We start from the raw sequence: 15,067 nt of genomic DNA, 5'->3' as shown, positions 1-15,067 counted from the left end.
CGGGAACATCGGACCTCCCGGCTTGTTGGGGGCCAGCCCTGCCTTGGGAACGCCGCCGCCGCGGGACATTCCGACCACGGCGGGGGCCGGGGCGATGCGGCCCCCGCCCCCGCCGACCGATCCGCGCGGCCCGGCGAGACGGCCGGGTCGTGATAGGCGAAAAGGACACGAGATGGCGGCCCCGATCGAGAGGCGACACCCTGCAGGGCAGGTCCCCCTGGCCATCGTCGACACGTTGGCGCCGCACCCCTATTCCGACCGGAACGACAGCCTGATCGGCCTCGGCGGGACCGAGGCGACGGTGATCGCCGTCGTCATGGCGCTCGGCATCGAGGTCGACGTCCGGCAGGCGGCCCGGCAGGACACCGACCGGCGGGGCCCCGTCCGTTTCGCCCCGCTCGACCTTGCGCGGCCCCTGCCGGGCGATCCGGCCCGCATCGTCGTCATCAATTCGTGGAAGGTCGCGCTGAAGCTGCGGCGTCTCCACCCCGAGGCGGAGATCGCGGTCTGGCTTCACGTCTTTCCCGGCCGCCACAATCGCGGCATGGGGCCGGCGCTCGCGCAGGCGGGCATCGGGGTGGTCTGCGTCTCGGCTGCGCTGGCCGACCATCTGGTCCGCCGGGCGGGGGCGCCGACGCCGCGGATCGACGTCGTGCCCAATCCCATTCCCGACGACCTCGTCCCCGACGCCACGCCGCGCGACCCGGACCTGCTGCTCTTCGCCTCCTCGCCGCACAAGGGGCTGGACCAGGTCTTTACCGCCTTCGCCGCGGCGCGGGCCGAGTTGCCGGACCTGCGGCTCGCGGTGGCGGATCCGGGCTACCTGCGCTGGCGGACCGGGCCGGTCCCGGACGGGGTGGAGATGCTGGGCCGGCTGGAGCCGCCGCGGCTGCACGCCCTGATGCGCCGCGCGCTCTGCCTCTTCTATCCGCAGACGATGTTCGCCGAGACCTTCGGCCTCGTCGTGGCCGAGGCGAACGCGCTCGGCTGCCCGGCCCTGCTGCATCGCCGTCTCGGCGCGAACGATGCCGTGGCGAGCGATCCGTCGCAGCTGGTCGACGTGCGCGACCCGGCGCAGATCCTGGAGCGGCTTCGCGCGTGGCGGGACCATCCGCCGGATGTCGCGGGGCGTGACGAGTTCCGCCTCTCGCGGGTCCGGCTGGCCTGGCTGGATCGTCTGGGCCTCGGCGCCCGGCCGGCGATGGCGGCCGCCGAATGAGGGGCGCGGCGCCTTGTCCCTGGACCGTCGCCGTGACGATCCCCGCCCGGGACGAGGCCGAGCGCATCGGCGCATGCCTCGACTCCGTAGCCGCGGCGCTGGAGGGACGGGGCGGGGTGGTCGTCATGGTGAACGGCGCGGCGGACGCGACGGCCGACATCGCCCGGGACCGGCTCTCGGCCCTGGGCTGCCCGGGGCTGGTGCTGGAGCAGCGCTTTCCCCCCGCCGGCGGGGGCGTCGGCTGGGCAAGGCGGCTCGCGATCCGGGCGGCGCTGGACCGGCTCGCCCCGGGCGGGGCCGTCATGACGACCGACGCCGACAGCCGCGTCGCGCCGGACTGGGTCCGCGCGAACCTCTTCGAGCTGGACCGGGCCGACGTGATCTGCGGCACGATCCTCCCCGACCCGGAGGAGGCGGCCGCCCTGCCCCCCGTCATCGCCGGCAAGGGCCGGGTCGAGGGCGAATACGAGGCGCTGTCCCGCCGGATCGGGGCCCTGATCGACCCGGTTCCGCACGATCCCCATCCCGCCCATCTGAACGCGGCGGGGGCCAGCCTCGCCTTCCGGCGCGGTGTGCTGGACCTGATCGAGATGCCGCTGCTGGCCACCGGGGAGGACCGCGCCTTCGTCCGCGCCGCCGGTGCCGCCGGCCTGCGGGTGCGCCATTCCTGGCGGGTGCGGGTCACGACGTCGTGCCGGCTAGACGGCCGGGCGGACGGCGGCATGGCCGGGGCGCTGCGCCGCCGCATCACGGAGGAGGACCCATGGGTGGACGAGATGCTGATGCCGGTGGAGGTGCTGCTGCGGCGGGCCCGGACCTCGGCCGAGCTGCGGGCGGGGCGGGACCAGCGGGCCTACGGTCCGCTCTGGGCGGCGCGCGAGACAGCCGATCCCGCGCTGCGCGCGCCCCGGATGCGCCTGTCGGACCTGTGCCGCGAGCTGCCCCGCCTGCGGGTGGAGGCCGCGCGCCTGACGGAGCCGGAGGTCCCGGCATGACGCTGGATATCCCGCCGACCTGCCCGGCCCCGGCCGAGGCGCTGGACAACATCCGGGCGCGGGCGCTTGCCGCGGACGAGGGCCGGGCCGACCTGTCACAGGACATCTCGGACCTGCGGGCCTGCGGGCTTCTCGATGCGCTGGCCGAGCCGGGCGACCCGCTCTGGCAGGCGACATGGCTGCGCCGGATCGGGCGGGCCAGCCTGTCCGTCGGGCGGCTGGTCGAGGGGCACATGAATGCGGTGGCGCTGATCCGCCTCTACGCCTCCTGCCCCCGCAAGCACGCCCTGCTCGCCCAGTGCCGCTGGGCGCTGCATGGCGTCTGGGGCGCCGAGCGCGAGGATCCGGCCACCATTCGGGAGGCGTTCGACGGGCGCCTCACCCTATCGGGGACCAAGAGCTTCGCCTCGGGCCTCGGCCTCGTCGGCACCGCGATCGTCACCGTCGGCGGGGCGGATGGAACGCGGCTCGCGCTGGTCCCGGCGAGCGATCCCAGCCGGGCCGACATCTCGGGATGGGCCGTGCCCGGAATGCGGGCGACGGCCTCGGGGACGTTCGGCCTCGACGGGCTGGAGGGCGAGGAGCTCGGCCGCGCGGGCGATTACGAGCGCGAGCCGCACTTCCAGGGGGGCGTCTGGCGCTACGCCGCCCTGCAGGTGGGCGGGCTCGAGGCGCTGGTCGAGGCGGCCCGGCAGGCCGTCCGGCGCGACCCGACCGAGGCGCGGCTGCACCGCCTGGCCCGGCTCGCCGCCCGCACCCATGCCGCCCGGTTGATGGTGGAGGCGGCCGCCCGCGCCACGGCCGGACCACGGGCCGGTGAGGCCGAGGTCTCGCTGGCCCTGCTCGCCCGCGAGAGCGTGGAGGAGGCCTGCCTCACCGGCATGGGCGAGGTCGAGCGCCTGCTCGGCACGCGCGCCTTCGTCGAGGGAACAGAGGTGGAGCGGGTGCGCCGCGACCTCGCCTTCTTCCTCCGGCAGGCGGATCTGGACGGAAAGCTCACGCGTGCCGGGCAGGCCGTCTGCGCCGGCGGCGCCATCGGCGAGACCTGGGGGGCCGATGACGCCCTTCCGTGAGGATACCGCCCTGCTGAGGGCCGCGGCCACGGCCCCCGAGCCGGAACTCGAAGAGCTGACCGGCGAGGGGGATGTCCTCGTCCTCGCCCCGCATCCCGACGACGAGAGCCTCGCCTGCGGCGGCGCGATCGCGGCGGCGATGGAGACGGGACGACGGGTCCGCGTCGTGATCGTGACGGACGGCTCCCGTTCGCACCCCTCCTCGACGAGCGATCCGCCCGGAATCCTGGCCGAACTCCGTCATGGCGAGGTCGACAGGGCCGTCGCGATCCTGAGCGAGGGGCGGCTCGTCCCCGACTGGCTCGGCTATCCCGACGACGCCGCGCCGGATGGTCCGGCCGCGTTCGAGGAGATCGAGGGGCGGCTGGCGCCGCTGCGGGGGATCACCTCGATCTGGACGACATGGGGCGGCGATCCCCACCCCGACCACCAGCGGGTCTGGCGCCTTGCCCGCTGGCTCGCCCCCCGGATCGGGGCGCGGGTCTGGGGCTGCCCGGTCTGGGGCCGGTTCGAGACGTCATGGGACATCCCGGACCGCGTGGTCCGGTTCGGAACGACCCCCTGGCGCGAGAGGAAGCGCGCCGCCGTGGCGGCGCATCTGTCGCAGATGACCGCGCTGATCGACGACGATGGCGGCGGCTTCGTCATGCCGGAGGAGGTCCAGCGCCACTTCGTCGACACCGACGAGATCTTCATCCCGGCATGAGCACCGATCCCGCCCATTTCGACAGGCTCTACGCCGCCGACCCCGATCCCTGGGGCTTCGAGACCAGCGCCTACGAGGCCGCGAAGCTGCGCGCCTGCCTGGACCTCCTGCCGGAGGAGCGCTTCGCGCGCGGGCTGGAACTCGGCTGCTCCATCGGGGTGATGAGCGAGGCGCTGGCAGCGCGGTGCGGGCGGTTCCTCGGCCTGGACACGGCCCGGGCCGCCATCGACCGCGCCCGGGCCCGCCGGATCGCCAACGCGGAGTTCCGCGTCGCGCATCTGCCCCGCGACTGGCCGGACGGCGGCTGGGACCTCATCGTGCTGTCGGAATTCCTCTACTTCCTCGACGCGGAGGATATCGCCCTCACCGCGTCGCGCGTCGCGTCGTCCCTCGCCCCCGGGGGCACCCTCCTCCTGTGCTGCTGGCTCGGTCCAACGGAGACCGAACTCGATGGCAGGGCCGCGCAGTCGCTGTTCGTCGATCGCCTGAACGGGATCGCGCCCTTCGACATGACGGACGGGCACGAGACCGACGCCTATGCCGCGTCGATCTGGCGCTTGCGGTAGGCCGGACCGACCGGGAGGGGCGGCCGCGCCGGCAGCGCGGGACGGGACGATGCCGGAACGGCCATTCGCGAGGGGCCGGGGAAAGGATTATTTCCGGGCGCTCCGCGCCGCCCCTTGCGGGGGATCGCGGCCCCTCCGATCTTGCCGGGATGATCGACGGGCGCCATCGCGATGACGGGCTGATCCTGCGCTGGCTGCGCGTGATGGCCGCGCTCTGCCTTGCGCTCGGCCTTCTCGCCTTGCCTGCTTCCGGGGCGCACGGGACGGCGCGGCTGACGGTATCCCCCTCGGGCCTCGACCTGCCCGGCGGCGCCGCCGCCCTGGCCGTCATCCAGGGCCCGGCGGCGCTCCAGCGAGGCGAGTGCCGCGTCGAGCCCCGCCCCGCTGGTCCACCGGGACCGGCCCCCTGCGCGGGCCGATCCGTCCTTTCCAATCGTTCCGGCTCGCCCTGCGGACTGGGCCCCCCTGCGCGGCAGGCGGTCCCGCTGCGGAGCTTCCGCCCCGCGCGCCCGCCGTCGCAGGCCCCGCCGCCCCCGGCCTGACGCGCCCGCCCCGCCGGGGCAAGGGCGCTGCCCGGCCGCCGAAGCGCCGCCTTCGTCCTCCATCCTCCATTCCCCCCTTGGCCCCGAGGGCCGCCCGCCGCGTGCGCGCGCCCCTGGCCCTGTCCCGGATCCCCTCCCATGTGGCATCGCTCCACCTCCCCGTCCCCGTCCCTCACGCTCCCCTTGCCGATCCCGGTTCCGCCTCCCGCAAGCGAGGGCGCCTCGCGTCAGGCGACCGCCAGCCCTGCCGAAGAGGGTCCGACCTGCCGCGGCTGCGGCACCTCAGTCCCGGCGAACGAACCCCTCTGCCCGATCTGCCTGCGCGTGCAGGCGCCGGCGACCGGAACGGACTGGACGACCCTGCGCAACTGGCTCGTCATGCTGCTCGCCCTGGCGGTGATCCTCGGCGCGGGCGTCTGGCTCGCGCCCGCCTGAGCAGCGCAGGCGATCCCGGCGGGTCCGCCGGGTCGCCTCGCCGGCACCCCTTACGCGATCGAGGACGTTGCGCCTCTCATGTGATCGTATGTCCGGGCGCCCGGGTCTCGTCCCGATGAGGCGCCGCCCGTCGGCGTGCCCCGGCAGCGACACCGGAAAGCGCCGCGCTCCGGCCCGGTCCGGGGGGCCCCGGCCGATCAGCCGGTCCGTCCGGCGAGCTCCCTCCGAAGGACTGGATCCCGGCGCCTCATCAATGCGGCGCTACGAACGCCACCGGCATCCGGCCGTGCCCGACCACGTGCCGGATCGGCCGAAGGACCCGGTGCGGACACGAATCATCCGCCGGAGAGCACGGCCCTCTCCCGCCTTGCCTGTCGGGATCCGGGCGCCCCGGCCCGTCGACGGCGGGAATCGGCCGAGGACCGGGCGGCGTCAGCCGTCCGTCCGGTCCGCCTCGTCGATCAGCCGCTGGAGATGACGCGCCAGCAACCTCAGTCGCTCCGGCGTTTCCTCGGCCGTGATCTCCCGAAGCTTGCGCTGCAATTCCTCGTCGACCTGATCCCCGACGCGGGTCGGATCCTGGCTGTCCTGTTCCATATCGTCATTCCGCCTACCTGACCTCGATCTAGGCCCCGCGGCGCAGGAAATCCAACCCGGGGCAGGCTTCCACTCGCCATCGGAACATGATCGTGACAAACTGATCCCTGAAAGCGGAAGGGCCGCCGCAGTCGTTTCCGGTCCGGCAGACGCGAGGTGCTCGATGGGCCGCAGAGGACTGCCGATCCTGATCGTCGAGGACGATTACTTCATCGCCCAGGACATCGCCAAGGCCGTGCGCGCGCACGGCGATCAGGTCGTCGGACCCTTTCCCGACGTCGATCTGGCCCTGCAGCATCTCGGCGAGGCGCGCGCCGCGATCCTCGATATCAGGGTGGGCGAGCGCACCTCCTTCGCCATCGCCGACCTGCTGGCCCGGCACGGGACTCCGTTCATCTTCTATTCCGGGATCTCTCGCGCGCGCCTGCCGCCCCATCTCAACCATGCGCGCTACGTCTCGAAACCCTGCCGACCGACGACCCTGATCGACCTGCTGCACCGGATGGACGCCCGCCCGGCCGGGACGGATACGGATATCGAGGATCTCCTGCCGCTGCTGAGACTGCGCGCGCGGCAGCTGCTCATGGACGAGCAGGCATCGGACCGCCTCGTCGAGGCGACGCTCATGCGGGCCGTCGCGTCCTTGGAGGAGCGTTCGTTCCCGCCGGACACGGCGAAATGGCTGCTGGACCTGCTGGCGCGCGAACATCGGCGGCATCCCGGTCGGCACCTGAGCTGACCGGGCCCGTCCCGGCGGACGGGGGTCGGCTCGGCGCTAGAGCTTCGCCGGGTCGCGCCCGATCAGGGTGCCAAGCGTCTGGACGAGTTCCGACACGGCGACCGGCTTCTCGTACCGGCAGACTTCCGAGAACCGGTCCGGAATCACCCGCGCGTCGTATCCGCTGGCGATCAGCAGCGGCACGCCGCGCTCGATCAGCGCGTCGGCCAGGTCGAAGGCCATCTCCCCCTGCAAGTTGATGTCGAGCAGGGCGGCGTCGAGCATCGGTTCGGCCTGCATCATGGCCATGCCCTGCCGGATGTCCGGGGCCGGACCGACCACGACGGCGCCGCGCAGCTCGAGCTCGGCGCGGAACGCGTCGGCTATGACGTATTCGTCCTCGACGACGAGGATGCGTCGACCGGTGAGATCGGGTTCGGACATCGGGTCTCCCGTGGTGGCTTGCCGCCGGACGAAGGCGCGGACCGATCCGATACCGGCCGGCGCCGCGGGCGGGTCGTTTCCCCGAACAAAATCGGGCGGGAATTGATCCGGCGCCGCGCGACGGCTTTTCCGGGGCCTGCCGGGCCGCCGCTCTGAACCTGCCGTCGCCTGCCCGGGGCCGACGCCGCACGATCCCCGGCCTTTCGTCCAGCGGGCGGACGGGCTGGAACATCGGATGCCGCTGCCTGTTCCGGGACTTGCCCGGCCCCCCGCGCGAGCCGGATCGACAGGATCGACGGAAGGTTCCGATGAGAGACAAGACCCCACCCCGCCCACGCGTCCATCCGGCCGTCGCCGTCCTGGGCTGGATCTGCGTGCTTCTCGGCCTCCTGCTGCTGGCGGGGGGGCTGTGGCTCATCGTGCTCGGGGGATCGTGGTACTACGCCCTCGCCGGGATCGGCCTCTGCGCCACCGGATTGCTGCTGACGCGGGGGAATCGCGCCGCGATCTGGGTCTACCTCGTCACCTGGCTGGGCACGCTCGCCTGGGCCTGGTGGGAGGTCGGGTCCGATTGGTGGCAGCAGGTGCCCCGGCTGCTCGCCCCGACCCTGATCCTCGTCCTCGTTCTTCTCTGCCTGCCCGCGCTCGGCGCCCGCAGGGCCCGGCACCCCGGAGTCCCGTCATGACCAGATCCCTTCCGACCCTCCTCCTGCTGGCGCTCGCCGCTCCGCTGAGCGCGCAGGAGGCCGCGCCCGCCGCGGAGCCGGGGGACCAGGCCGTCGAAGCCGAAGCAGCCGACAGCCCCGCAGGCGAAGACCGATCCGAAAATTCCGCAGCCGGGATCGCCGCCGAACCCGCTTCGGAGGCCGGTGCCGCACCCGTCCCCGGGGCCCGAGCGGCGCAGCCGCAGCGCGAAGTCGGCGCGGACTGGCCGTTCTGGGGCGGCGACGCCGCCGCGACGCGCTACACCCCGCTCGACCAGATCACGCCCGCCAACGTGGACCGGCTCGAACGAGCCTTCGTCTACCATACGGGCGACCTGCCCGAGGGCACCGCCGAGGGGACCTATTCGCCCGAGACCACGCCGCTGAAGGTCGGGGACGACCTGCTGCTCTGCTCGGCGATGAACGTGCTGATTTCGGTGAACGCCGCGACCGGAGAGGAGAACTGGCGCTTCGATCCCGGCGTGCCGAACGAGGCCATCCCCTATGGCGCGACCTGCCGGGGGGTCGCGCTCTGGACCGATCCCGAGGCGGCGGAGGGCGATCCCTGCGCGACGCGCGTGATCGAGGCGACGCTCGACGCCAAGCTCGTCGCCGTCGACATCGCGGACGGCTCCCCCTGCGAGGAATTCGGCGAGAACGGCACGGTCGATCTCTGGCAGGACATCGGCGAGCGGGTGCCCGGCTGGTATGCCGTGACCGCCCCGCCCGCGATCGTGCGCGGCGTCGTCGTCACAGGCGCGCAGGTGCTGGACGGCCAGGCGGAGGAGGCCCCCTCCGGCGTCGTGCGCGGCTTCGACGCCCGCACGGGCGAGCTGGCCTGGGCCTGGGATCTCGCCGCGCCCGAGCAGAACCGGAGCGGCCCGCCCGAGGGCGAGGTCTATACGCGCGGCACGCCGAACATGTGGACCACCGCGACGGCGGACGAGGAGCTGGGCCAGGTCTACCTGCCGATGGGCAATTCGGCGGTCGACTATTACGGCTCGAACCGCAGCGAGGCCGAGAACGAGTACGCCACCTCCCTGGTCGCGCTCGACGCGACGACAGGCGAGGAGGTCTGGCACTTCCAGACCGTGCGCCACGACGTCTGGGACTACGATCTCGGCAGCCAGGCGACGCTGCTCGACTGGCTGGGCACGCCCGCGATCCTGCTGCCCTCCAAGCAGGGCGATCTCTACATCCTCGACCGCCGCACGGGCGAGCCGCTGACGCCGGTCGGCGAGCTGACCGACCTGCCGCAGGGCGAGATCGAGCCGGACTACATCTCGCCCAGCCAGCCCTATTCGGAATGGCACACGCTGCGGATGGAGCCGCTGGAGGCGAAGGACAGCTGGGGGGCCACGCCGCTCGACCAGCTCTGGTGCCGGATCCAGTTCCACCGGGCGAATTACGACGGCTATTTCACGCCGCCCTCGTCGGACGAGCCCTGGATCCAGTATCCGGGCTACAACGGGGGGTCCGACTGGGGATCCGTCGCGGTGGACACCGCTCGCGGGATCATCGTCGCCAATTACAACGACGTGCCGAACTACAACCGGCTCGTCCCGCGGGACGAGGTGGAGGGGGTGCCGATCGACGAGCAGGACGAGCGGGGGACCGGGCCCGAAGGCGCGGCGGACCCGCAGGTCGGCGCGCCCTACGGCATCAACGTCAATGCCGGCTGGCGCAATCCGGTGACCGGCATGCCCTGCGTCGCTCCGCCCTATGGCGGCATCCGCGCCATCGACCTCGATACCGGCGAGACGCTCTGGGACCGCCCCCTCGGCACGGCGCGCCGCAACGGCCCGTTCGGCATCCCGTCCTACCTGCCGATCGACATCGGCACGCCGAACAACGGCGGCTCGGTCGTCACCGCGAGCGGGCTCGTCTTCATCGCCGCGGCGACGGACAACCTGTTCCGCGCCATCGACATCGAGACGGGCGAGACGCTGTGGAGCGACGTGCTGCCGGCCGGCGGCCAGGCGAACCCGATCGCCTACGAGGCGAACGGCCGGCAATACGTGCTCGTCACCGCGATGGGGCATCATTTCATGGAGACGCTCGTCGGCGATTCCGTGATCGCCTACGCGCTGCCGGAATGACGGGGCGGGCGAACGCGCGGGAATGGCCGTTTCCGCCCGGGGGCTGAAGCCGGCCCGGCGGCCGCAGATGGACCGGGCCGGAACCGGAAGGAGGCGGGGCGCGCTCCGGCCCGCCGGCGGCGGCGCCCCGCCGCGCCCTGCCGCCCTGGCCCGTCCTGTTCCGTCCACCCGCATCGCGCCGCCACGGCCGGCCGCCGGCCGTGGGCCGTCGGTCCGAACGCCGCGCCGCATGGGGCTTGCCCCGGCAACCCTCCGACTGCGGGCCCTCGAAAAGCGGGCCCCGAATGTGCAGGCCCCGATATGCTTGAACGGGACGGCAGCCGGTTGCCATGTCGCGAAGGGAAGCACAGGCCACCGACTGCCGCCGGCCCCGCCCGAAGGGGAAACAGGGGCGGGGCATCCGGATCGCGCATCTTCCCCGCCGACCGCGAAGCGAGGGCGGGAGGAGAGGCGCAGTACTCGCAGGGCATCGACTGCCCGACTTCGGGTGTCCTCGAACACGGGCGATGCGGCGATGTTCCCGGCTATCGGGCACCGGACCGGCGGTCCCCCCAGGACGGGCCCGCCTGGAACATCGCCGGGCCTCTTCTGTTGGGGCCTAGGAAAGGATCGCGATGCCCCATGAGAGTCACCAGCCGCTGCTCTGCCTCAATGCCGGCTCTTCCAGCCTCTCCGCCGCGTTCTTCGACGGAGGGGACGAGGCCCGCTGGACGGCCGAGATCGACCTGACCGCCGGAACGGGCCCCGTGATCCGTGCCGCGGACGGCACGTGCGAGACGCTGGACGGCCCCGATCCCGCCGATTTCCCCGCCGTGGCGAAGTCGCTGCTGGGCCGGGCGGAGGGGGCGGTCCCGGTGCACCGCATCGTCCACGGGGGCGGCGCCACCACCGACGCGGTCTGGCTGGACGCGCCGGAGATGACCCGGCTCGGCGCGCTGTCCCCGCTGGCGCCGATCCACCAGCCGGTGAACCTCTCCCTCGTGCGGGCTCTGGCAGAGGAGCGGCCGCGCCGGCGGCAGATCGGAGTGTTCGACACGGCCTTCCACCGGACGATGCCGCCTCTTGCCCGCGCACTGCCGGTCCCGGCCGAGGGGCCGTTCGCGGGGCTGCGCCGCTACGGCTTCCACGGGCTGTCGCATGAATGGGTCGCGCATGTCATGGCGCGGTCCGACACCGCGCCCGACCGCATCGTCTCGCTCCACCTCAGCGGCGGGGCAAGCGCCTGCGCGATCCGGGGCGGCGTCAGCGTCGACACGACGATGGGCGCGACACCGCTGGACGGGCTGATGATGGGCTCGCGCTCGGGATCTCTCGATCCGGGCCTGATGCTCTACGCCCTCGGCCAGGGGATGGAGGTGGAGGCCCTGTCCGAGCTGCTCTGGACAGGGGCGGGCCTGAAGGGCCTGTCAGGCCTCTCGTCCGATCCGCGCGACATCACGTCGGCCGGCGGCGTGGAGGCGGAGGCGGCGATCGCGCTCTATTGCCGCCGGGCGGCACAGGCCGTCGCGCGGATGGCCGTCTCCATCGGCGGGATCGACGCGCTCGTCTTCACCGGCGGCGCGGGGGTGGAGCAGGCGGGCATCCGCGCGCGCATCGCAGGCGATCTCGGCTGGATGGGGGTCGTGCTCGATCCGGAGGCGAATGACCGGCACGCGCCGGTCGTCAGCCCTGCGGACAGCGCGGTCGAGCTGCGCCTCGTCCCCCCGGAGGAGGAGCGCGTCATGGCCCGCCACGCCCGATATCTCATCGCAAGGGAGGAGGCATGACTCCCGACCTCGACGCCGTCGACGCCTGGTGGCGCGCCGCAAACTACCTGTCCGCGGGGCAGATCTACCTGACGGGCAATCCACTTTTCTCCCGCCCGCTGGAGCCGCGGGACATCAAGGCGCGGCAGCTCGGCCATTGGGGCACGACGCCGGGCCTGACCTTCCTGCAGGCCCATGCGATGCGCGCAATCGTCGCGCGCGGCATCGACATGCTGTTCGTCGCCGGCCCGGGCCATGGCGGGCCCGCGATGCTGGCCGGGTCGTGGCTGGACGGGTCCTACAGCGAACGGCATCCGGAGGTGACGCGCGACGCGCGCGGCATGGCAGAGCTCTTCCGCCAGTTCTCCTTTCCCGGCGGCGTCCCCTCCCACGCCGCCGCCCCCACCCCCGGCTCGATCCACGAGGGGGGCGAGCTCGGCTATTCGCTCGCTCACGCGACCGGCGCGGCCTTCGACAATCCGGAGCTGACGGTCCTCTGCGTTGTCGGGGACGGCGAGGCGGAAACGGGCGCGCTCGCGACGAGCTGGCATTCGCACCGCTTCCTGCGGCCCGAACGCGACGGGATGGTGCTGCCGGTCCTGCACCTCAACGGCTATCGGATCGCCGCGCCGACGATCCTCGGCCGGATGCCGAAGCACGAGATCGCCGCGCTATTCGCCGGCTTCGGCTGGAACCCGATCTTCGTCGAGGGCGACGATCCGGCGAAGATGCATTCCGGCATGGCCGCGGCGATGGATACCTGTCTCGACGCACACGCGCGGATCCGGCGCACGGGAACGGGCCGCCCGCCGATGATCGTCCTGCGCAGCCCCAAGGGCTGGACCGGCCCGCGCGAGGTGGACGGCGATCCGGTCGAGGGCACGTTCCGCGCGCATCAGGTGCCGCTGGACGTACCACGCGAGGACGGCCCGCAACTGCGCCAGCTCGAGGACTGGCTCCGCGGCTACCGGCCGGACGAGCTGTTCCCGGACGGGCGTCCCTCCGACCTCGTCCTGTCGCTGGTCCCGGAGGGCGACCGCCGGCTCGGCGCGACGCCCCATGCCGATGGCGGGCGGCTGACGCGCCCGCTGGACCTGCCGCCGGCGGAGGCGGCCGCGCTCGACATCTCCGCCCCCGGCGCGGTGACGGACAGCGCGACGAAGGTGCTGGGGCACTGGCTGGCCGACGTGATCCGGCGCAATCCCCGCACCTTCCGGCTGTTCGGCCCGGACGAGACCGCCTCGAACAGGCTCGACGCCGTCTTCGACGCCTCGCCCCGCTACGCGCCCGGCCGGGTGGAGGAGACCGATACCGACCTCGCCCCGGACGGCCGGGTGATGGAGGTGCTGTCCGAGCATCTCTGCGAGGGCTGGCTCGAGGGCTATCTGCTGACCGGGCGGCACGGGCTGTTCAACTCCTACGAGGCCTTCATCCCCATCGTCGCTTCGATGGCGACGCAGCACGTCAAGTGGATGCGCGAAGCGAAGGAGACCGGGTGGCGGGCGCCCATACCCTCGCTCAACTGGCTGCTCTCCAGCCATGTCTGGCGACAGGACCATAACGGCTTCACGCACCAGGATCCGGGGTTCCTCGACCATCTCGCCGCCAAGGGGGCGGAGATGGTGCGGCTCTACCTGCCGCCCGATGCCAACACCCTGCTCGCGGTGGCCGAGCAGGTTCTGGCCTCGACCGACCGCGCGAATTGCATCGTGGCGGGCAAGCAGCCCGAGCCGCAATGGCTGAGCCTGGACGCCGCCCGCGCCCATCTGGGTTCCGGGTTCGGCATCTGGGACTGGGCGGCGGACGATCCGGATCCGCAGGTGGTCATCGCCGCCGCCGGGGACGTGCCGACGCTAGAGGCTCTGGCGGCGGTCGACCTCCTCCGCCGGGAGGCGCCGGACCTGCGCCTGCGCTTCGTCAACGTGGTCGACCTCATGGCCCTCCAGCCGCCGGACCTCAATCCGGACGGAGCGCCGGATGCCGCCTTCGACGCAGCCTTCGGCACGGACATCCCCGTGATCTTCGCCTTCCACGGCTATCCGGGGCTGGTTCACGAACTGGCGTATCGCCGCGCGGCTCACGCCAGGCTTCACGTCCACGGCTACGGGGAGAAGGGGACGACCACGACGCCGTTCGAGATGGTGGCGATGAACGGGCTCGACCGCTTCACGCTCGCCCTCGATGCGGCCGACAGGGCCGGCCATCCCGCGCCCCGTCTGCGCGCGGTCTGCGCGGATCTGCGGGACCGGCAGCACGCCCATAGCCGCGAGACCGGCACCGACCTGCCCGAGATCCGGGACTGGTCCTGGCCCGCAGCCCCCCTTCCCACCGGCCCAGGAGGCGACGATGACGACGCATGACGACAGGCGCGCGCGCATGGTGGAGCAGCAGATCGCCGCGCGCGGCATCACGGACCCCTCGGTCCTCGAGGCGATGCGCGCGGTGCCGCGCCACCGTTTCGTGCCCGAATCGCGGGCCCAGCAGGCCTACGAGGACGCGGCCCTGCCCATCGGCGAGGAGCAGACGATCTCGCAGCCCTGCATCGTCGCGGCGATGATCGAGGCGGCGGAGCTGCGGCAGGACGCGCGCGTGCTCGAGATCGGGACGGGGTCCGGCTACGCCGCCGCCGTGATCGGCCGGATCGCGATGGAGGTGCATTCCGTCGAGAGGATCGGCAGGCTGGCCGAGGAGGCGGCCGAGCGGCTGCGGGAAGAGGGCGTGCGCAACGTCCATGTCCATCACGGCGACGGAACGCGGGGCTGGCCGATGGAGGCCCCCTACGACGCGATCCTCGTCGCGGCCAGTGCCCCGCACGTTCCGAAGGCGCTGTGCAGCCAGCTCGTGCCGGGGGGGCGGATCGTCATGCCCCTGGGCGATCCCGATTCGCCCGGGGGTCAGGCGCTGACGCGGCTGACCCTCGTCGGACCGTCGAGCTGGGACGAGAAGCGGATCGGCTCGGTGCGGTTCGTGCCGCTGATCGGGGAATAGGCCGGCGAAGACACCGGGTGAGGGCATTTCCGGGCCCGTCCCGTGATCCCGGGCCGTCGCTGTCCGGGATCGACCGGTGGGGCCGGGCGCAGCCGGGACCGGCCCGGGGATCGGGCAGACCGGCCCCCGGAGCGAGCCCGCCCTGTGCGGGATCCGGCGCCGGGACGCGACGATCCGCCGGGGGTCTATCGGCGCCTTCGGCGGATCGTCCGCGGGCCGGCGTCGGTCCTGGCGGA

General features: G+C 73.1%; 13 protein-coding genes. 11 read left to right on the top strand and 2 right to left on the bottom strand.

The genetic code is table 11. The annotated features are described in order from the left end of the window. Positions 1 to 172: 172 nt before the first annotated feature. The 5 genes from BUE30_RS16450 to BUE30_RS16430 are packed head-to-tail and all read left to right on the top strand — an operon-like array spanning position 173 to position 4,559. Entirely contained in the window at positions 173 to 1,219 is a 1,047-nt protein-coding gene (locus BUE30_RS16450) for a glycosyltransferase (protein ID WP_073334071.1), read from the top strand. A gap of 32 nt (positions 1,220 to 1,251) precedes the next feature. After that, positions 1,252 to 2,214, top strand: coding sequence for a glycosyltransferase family 2 protein (locus BUE30_RS16445; protein ID WP_073334068.1), 963 nt, complete (start codon positions 1,252 to 1,254; stop codon positions 2,212 to 2,214). Further along, positions 2,211 to 3,287: an acyl-CoA dehydrogenase family protein gene (locus BUE30_RS16440; RefSeq protein WP_083601448.1), complete on the top strand. Its 1,077-nt coding sequence runs from the start codon at positions 2,211 to 2,213 to the stop codon at positions 3,285 to 3,287. Before BUE30_RS16445 ends, BUE30_RS16440 begins: the two co-directional genes overlap by 4 nt. Beyond that, complete coding sequence (locus BUE30_RS16435; protein WP_083601447.1) at positions 3,271 to 3,993, top strand: PIG-L deacetylase family protein; 723 nt, start codon at positions 3,271 to 3,273, stop codon at positions 3,991 to 3,993. The genes BUE30_RS16440 and BUE30_RS16435 overlap by 17 nt, the downstream gene beginning before the upstream one ends. Further along, positions 3,990 to 4,559 carry a class I SAM-dependent methyltransferase gene (locus BUE30_RS16430; RefSeq protein ID WP_073334066.1) on the top strand — a complete coding sequence of 190 codons (570 nt, stop codon included), beginning with the start codon at positions 3,990 to 3,992 and terminating at the stop codon, positions 4,557 to 4,559. The genes BUE30_RS16435 and BUE30_RS16430 overlap by 4 nt, the downstream gene beginning before the upstream one ends. A 1,409-nt stretch (positions 4,560 to 5,968) precedes the next feature. On the opposite strand, the gene BUE30_RS17895 is transcribed toward BUE30_RS16430, so the two are convergent. Further along, the gene (locus BUE30_RS17895) at positions 5,969 to 6,133 is read right to left on the bottom strand and encodes a hypothetical protein (RefSeq protein ID WP_170865665.1); all 165 of its coding nucleotides are present in this window, start codon (positions 6,131 to 6,133) and stop codon (positions 5,969 to 5,971) included. A 163-nt stretch (positions 6,134 to 6,296) separates the two neighbouring features. Here BUE30_RS17895 and BUE30_RS16425 point away from each other — a divergent pair, with 163 nt between their 5' ends. After that, the gene (locus BUE30_RS16425; RefSeq protein ID WP_073334063.1) at positions 6,297 to 6,872 is read left to right on the top strand and encodes a response regulator; all 576 of its coding nucleotides are present in this window, start codon (positions 6,297 to 6,299) and stop codon (positions 6,870 to 6,872) included. 36 nt (positions 6,873 to 6,908) lie between these two features. Here the strand turns inward: BUE30_RS16425 and BUE30_RS16420 are convergent, their stop codons facing one another. Then, on the bottom strand, positions 6,909 to 7,295 hold the full coding sequence (locus BUE30_RS16420) for a response regulator (RefSeq protein WP_073334061.1): 387 nt from the start codon (positions 7,293 to 7,295) through the stop codon (positions 6,909 to 6,911). A 308-nt stretch (positions 7,296 to 7,603) separates the two neighbouring features. Here BUE30_RS16420 and BUE30_RS17660 point away from each other — a divergent pair, with 308 nt between their 5' ends. The 5 genes from BUE30_RS17660 to BUE30_RS16400 all read left to right on the top strand — a co-directional run bounded on the left by BUE30_RS17660 (position 7,604) and on the right by BUE30_RS16400 (position 14,831). After that, positions 7,604 to 7,981, top strand: coding sequence for a glucose dehydrogenase (locus tag BUE30_RS17660; protein ID WP_139300597.1), 378 nt, complete (start codon positions 7,604 to 7,606; stop codon positions 7,979 to 7,981). Then, the gene (locus tag BUE30_RS16415) at positions 7,978 to 10,098 is read left to right on the top strand and encodes a pyrroloquinoline quinone-dependent dehydrogenase (protein ID WP_139300596.1); all 2,121 of its coding nucleotides are present in this window, start codon (positions 7,978 to 7,980) and stop codon (positions 10,096 to 10,098) included. Before BUE30_RS17660 ends, BUE30_RS16415 begins: the two co-directional genes overlap by 4 nt. A gap of 614 nt (positions 10,099 to 10,712) precedes the next feature. Continuing rightward, complete coding sequence (locus tag BUE30_RS16410) at positions 10,713 to 11,864, top strand: acetate/propionate family kinase (protein WP_073334058.1); 1,152 nt, start codon at positions 10,713 to 10,715, stop codon at positions 11,862 to 11,864. Then, positions 11,861 to 14,203, top strand: a complete 2,343-nt coding sequence (locus BUE30_RS16405) for a phosphoketolase family protein (RefSeq protein WP_073334056.1) — start codon at positions 11,861 to 11,863, stop codon at positions 14,201 to 14,203. Before BUE30_RS16410 ends, BUE30_RS16405 begins: the two co-directional genes overlap by 4 nt. Then, a complete protein-coding gene (locus BUE30_RS16400; RefSeq protein ID WP_073334054.1) occupies positions 14,190 to 14,831 on the top strand; it encodes a protein-L-isoaspartate(D-aspartate) O-methyltransferase in 642 nt (213 codons plus the stop codon). Before BUE30_RS16405 ends, BUE30_RS16400 begins: the two co-directional genes overlap by 14 nt. Positions 14,832 to 15,067: the final 236 nt, after the last annotated feature.

The sequence above is a fragment of the Wenxinia saemankumensis genome (assembly GCF_900141735.1).
Taxonomy (GTDB): domain Bacteria; phylum Pseudomonadota; class Alphaproteobacteria; order Rhodobacterales; family Rhodobacteraceae; genus Wenxinia; species Wenxinia saemankumensis.
This window is presented reverse-complemented; position numbering and strand designations above follow the sequence as displayed.

Excerpts from the sequence above, each read along its gene's own strand:
- BUE30_RS16450 (WP_073334071.1), top strand. The coding sequence starts at position 173 with ATGGCGGCCCCGATCGAGAGGCGACACCCTGCAGGGCAGGTCCCCCTG.
- BUE30_RS16440 (WP_083601448.1), top strand. The coding sequence starts at position 2,211 with ATGACGCTGGATATCCCGCCGACCTGCCCGGCCCCGGCCGAGGCGCTG.
- BUE30_RS16435 (WP_083601447.1), top strand. The coding sequence starts at position 3,271 with ATGACGCCCTTCCGTGAGGATACCGCCCTGCTGAGGGCCGCGGCCACG.
- BUE30_RS16430 (WP_073334066.1), top strand. The coding sequence starts at position 3,990 with ATGAGCACCGATCCCGCCCATTTCGACAGGCTCTACGCCGCCGACCCC.
- BUE30_RS17895 (WP_170865665.1), bottom strand. The coding sequence starts at position 6,133 with ATGGAACAGGACAGCCAGGATCCGACCCGCGTCGGGGATCAGGTCGAC.
- BUE30_RS16425 (WP_073334063.1), top strand. The coding sequence starts at position 6,297 with ATGGGCCGCAGAGGACTGCCGATCCTGATCGTCGAGGACGATTACTTC.
- BUE30_RS16420 (WP_073334061.1), bottom strand. The coding sequence starts at position 7,295 with ATGTCCGAACCCGATCTCACCGGTCGACGCATCCTCGTCGTCGAGGAC.
- BUE30_RS17660 (WP_139300597.1), top strand. The coding sequence starts at position 7,604 with ATGAGAGACAAGACCCCACCCCGCCCACGCGTCCATCCGGCCGTCGCC.
- BUE30_RS16415 (WP_139300596.1), top strand. The coding sequence starts at position 7,978 with ATGACCAGATCCCTTCCGACCCTCCTCCTGCTGGCGCTCGCCGCTCCG.
- BUE30_RS16410 (WP_073334058.1), top strand. The coding sequence starts at position 10,713 with ATGCCCCATGAGAGTCACCAGCCGCTGCTCTGCCTCAATGCCGGCTCT.
- BUE30_RS16405 (WP_073334056.1), top strand. The coding sequence starts at position 11,861 with ATGACTCCCGACCTCGACGCCGTCGACGCCTGGTGGCGCGCCGCAAAC.
- BUE30_RS16400 (WP_073334054.1), top strand. The coding sequence starts at position 14,190 with ATGACGACGCATGACGACAGGCGCGCGCGCATGGTGGAGCAGCAGATC.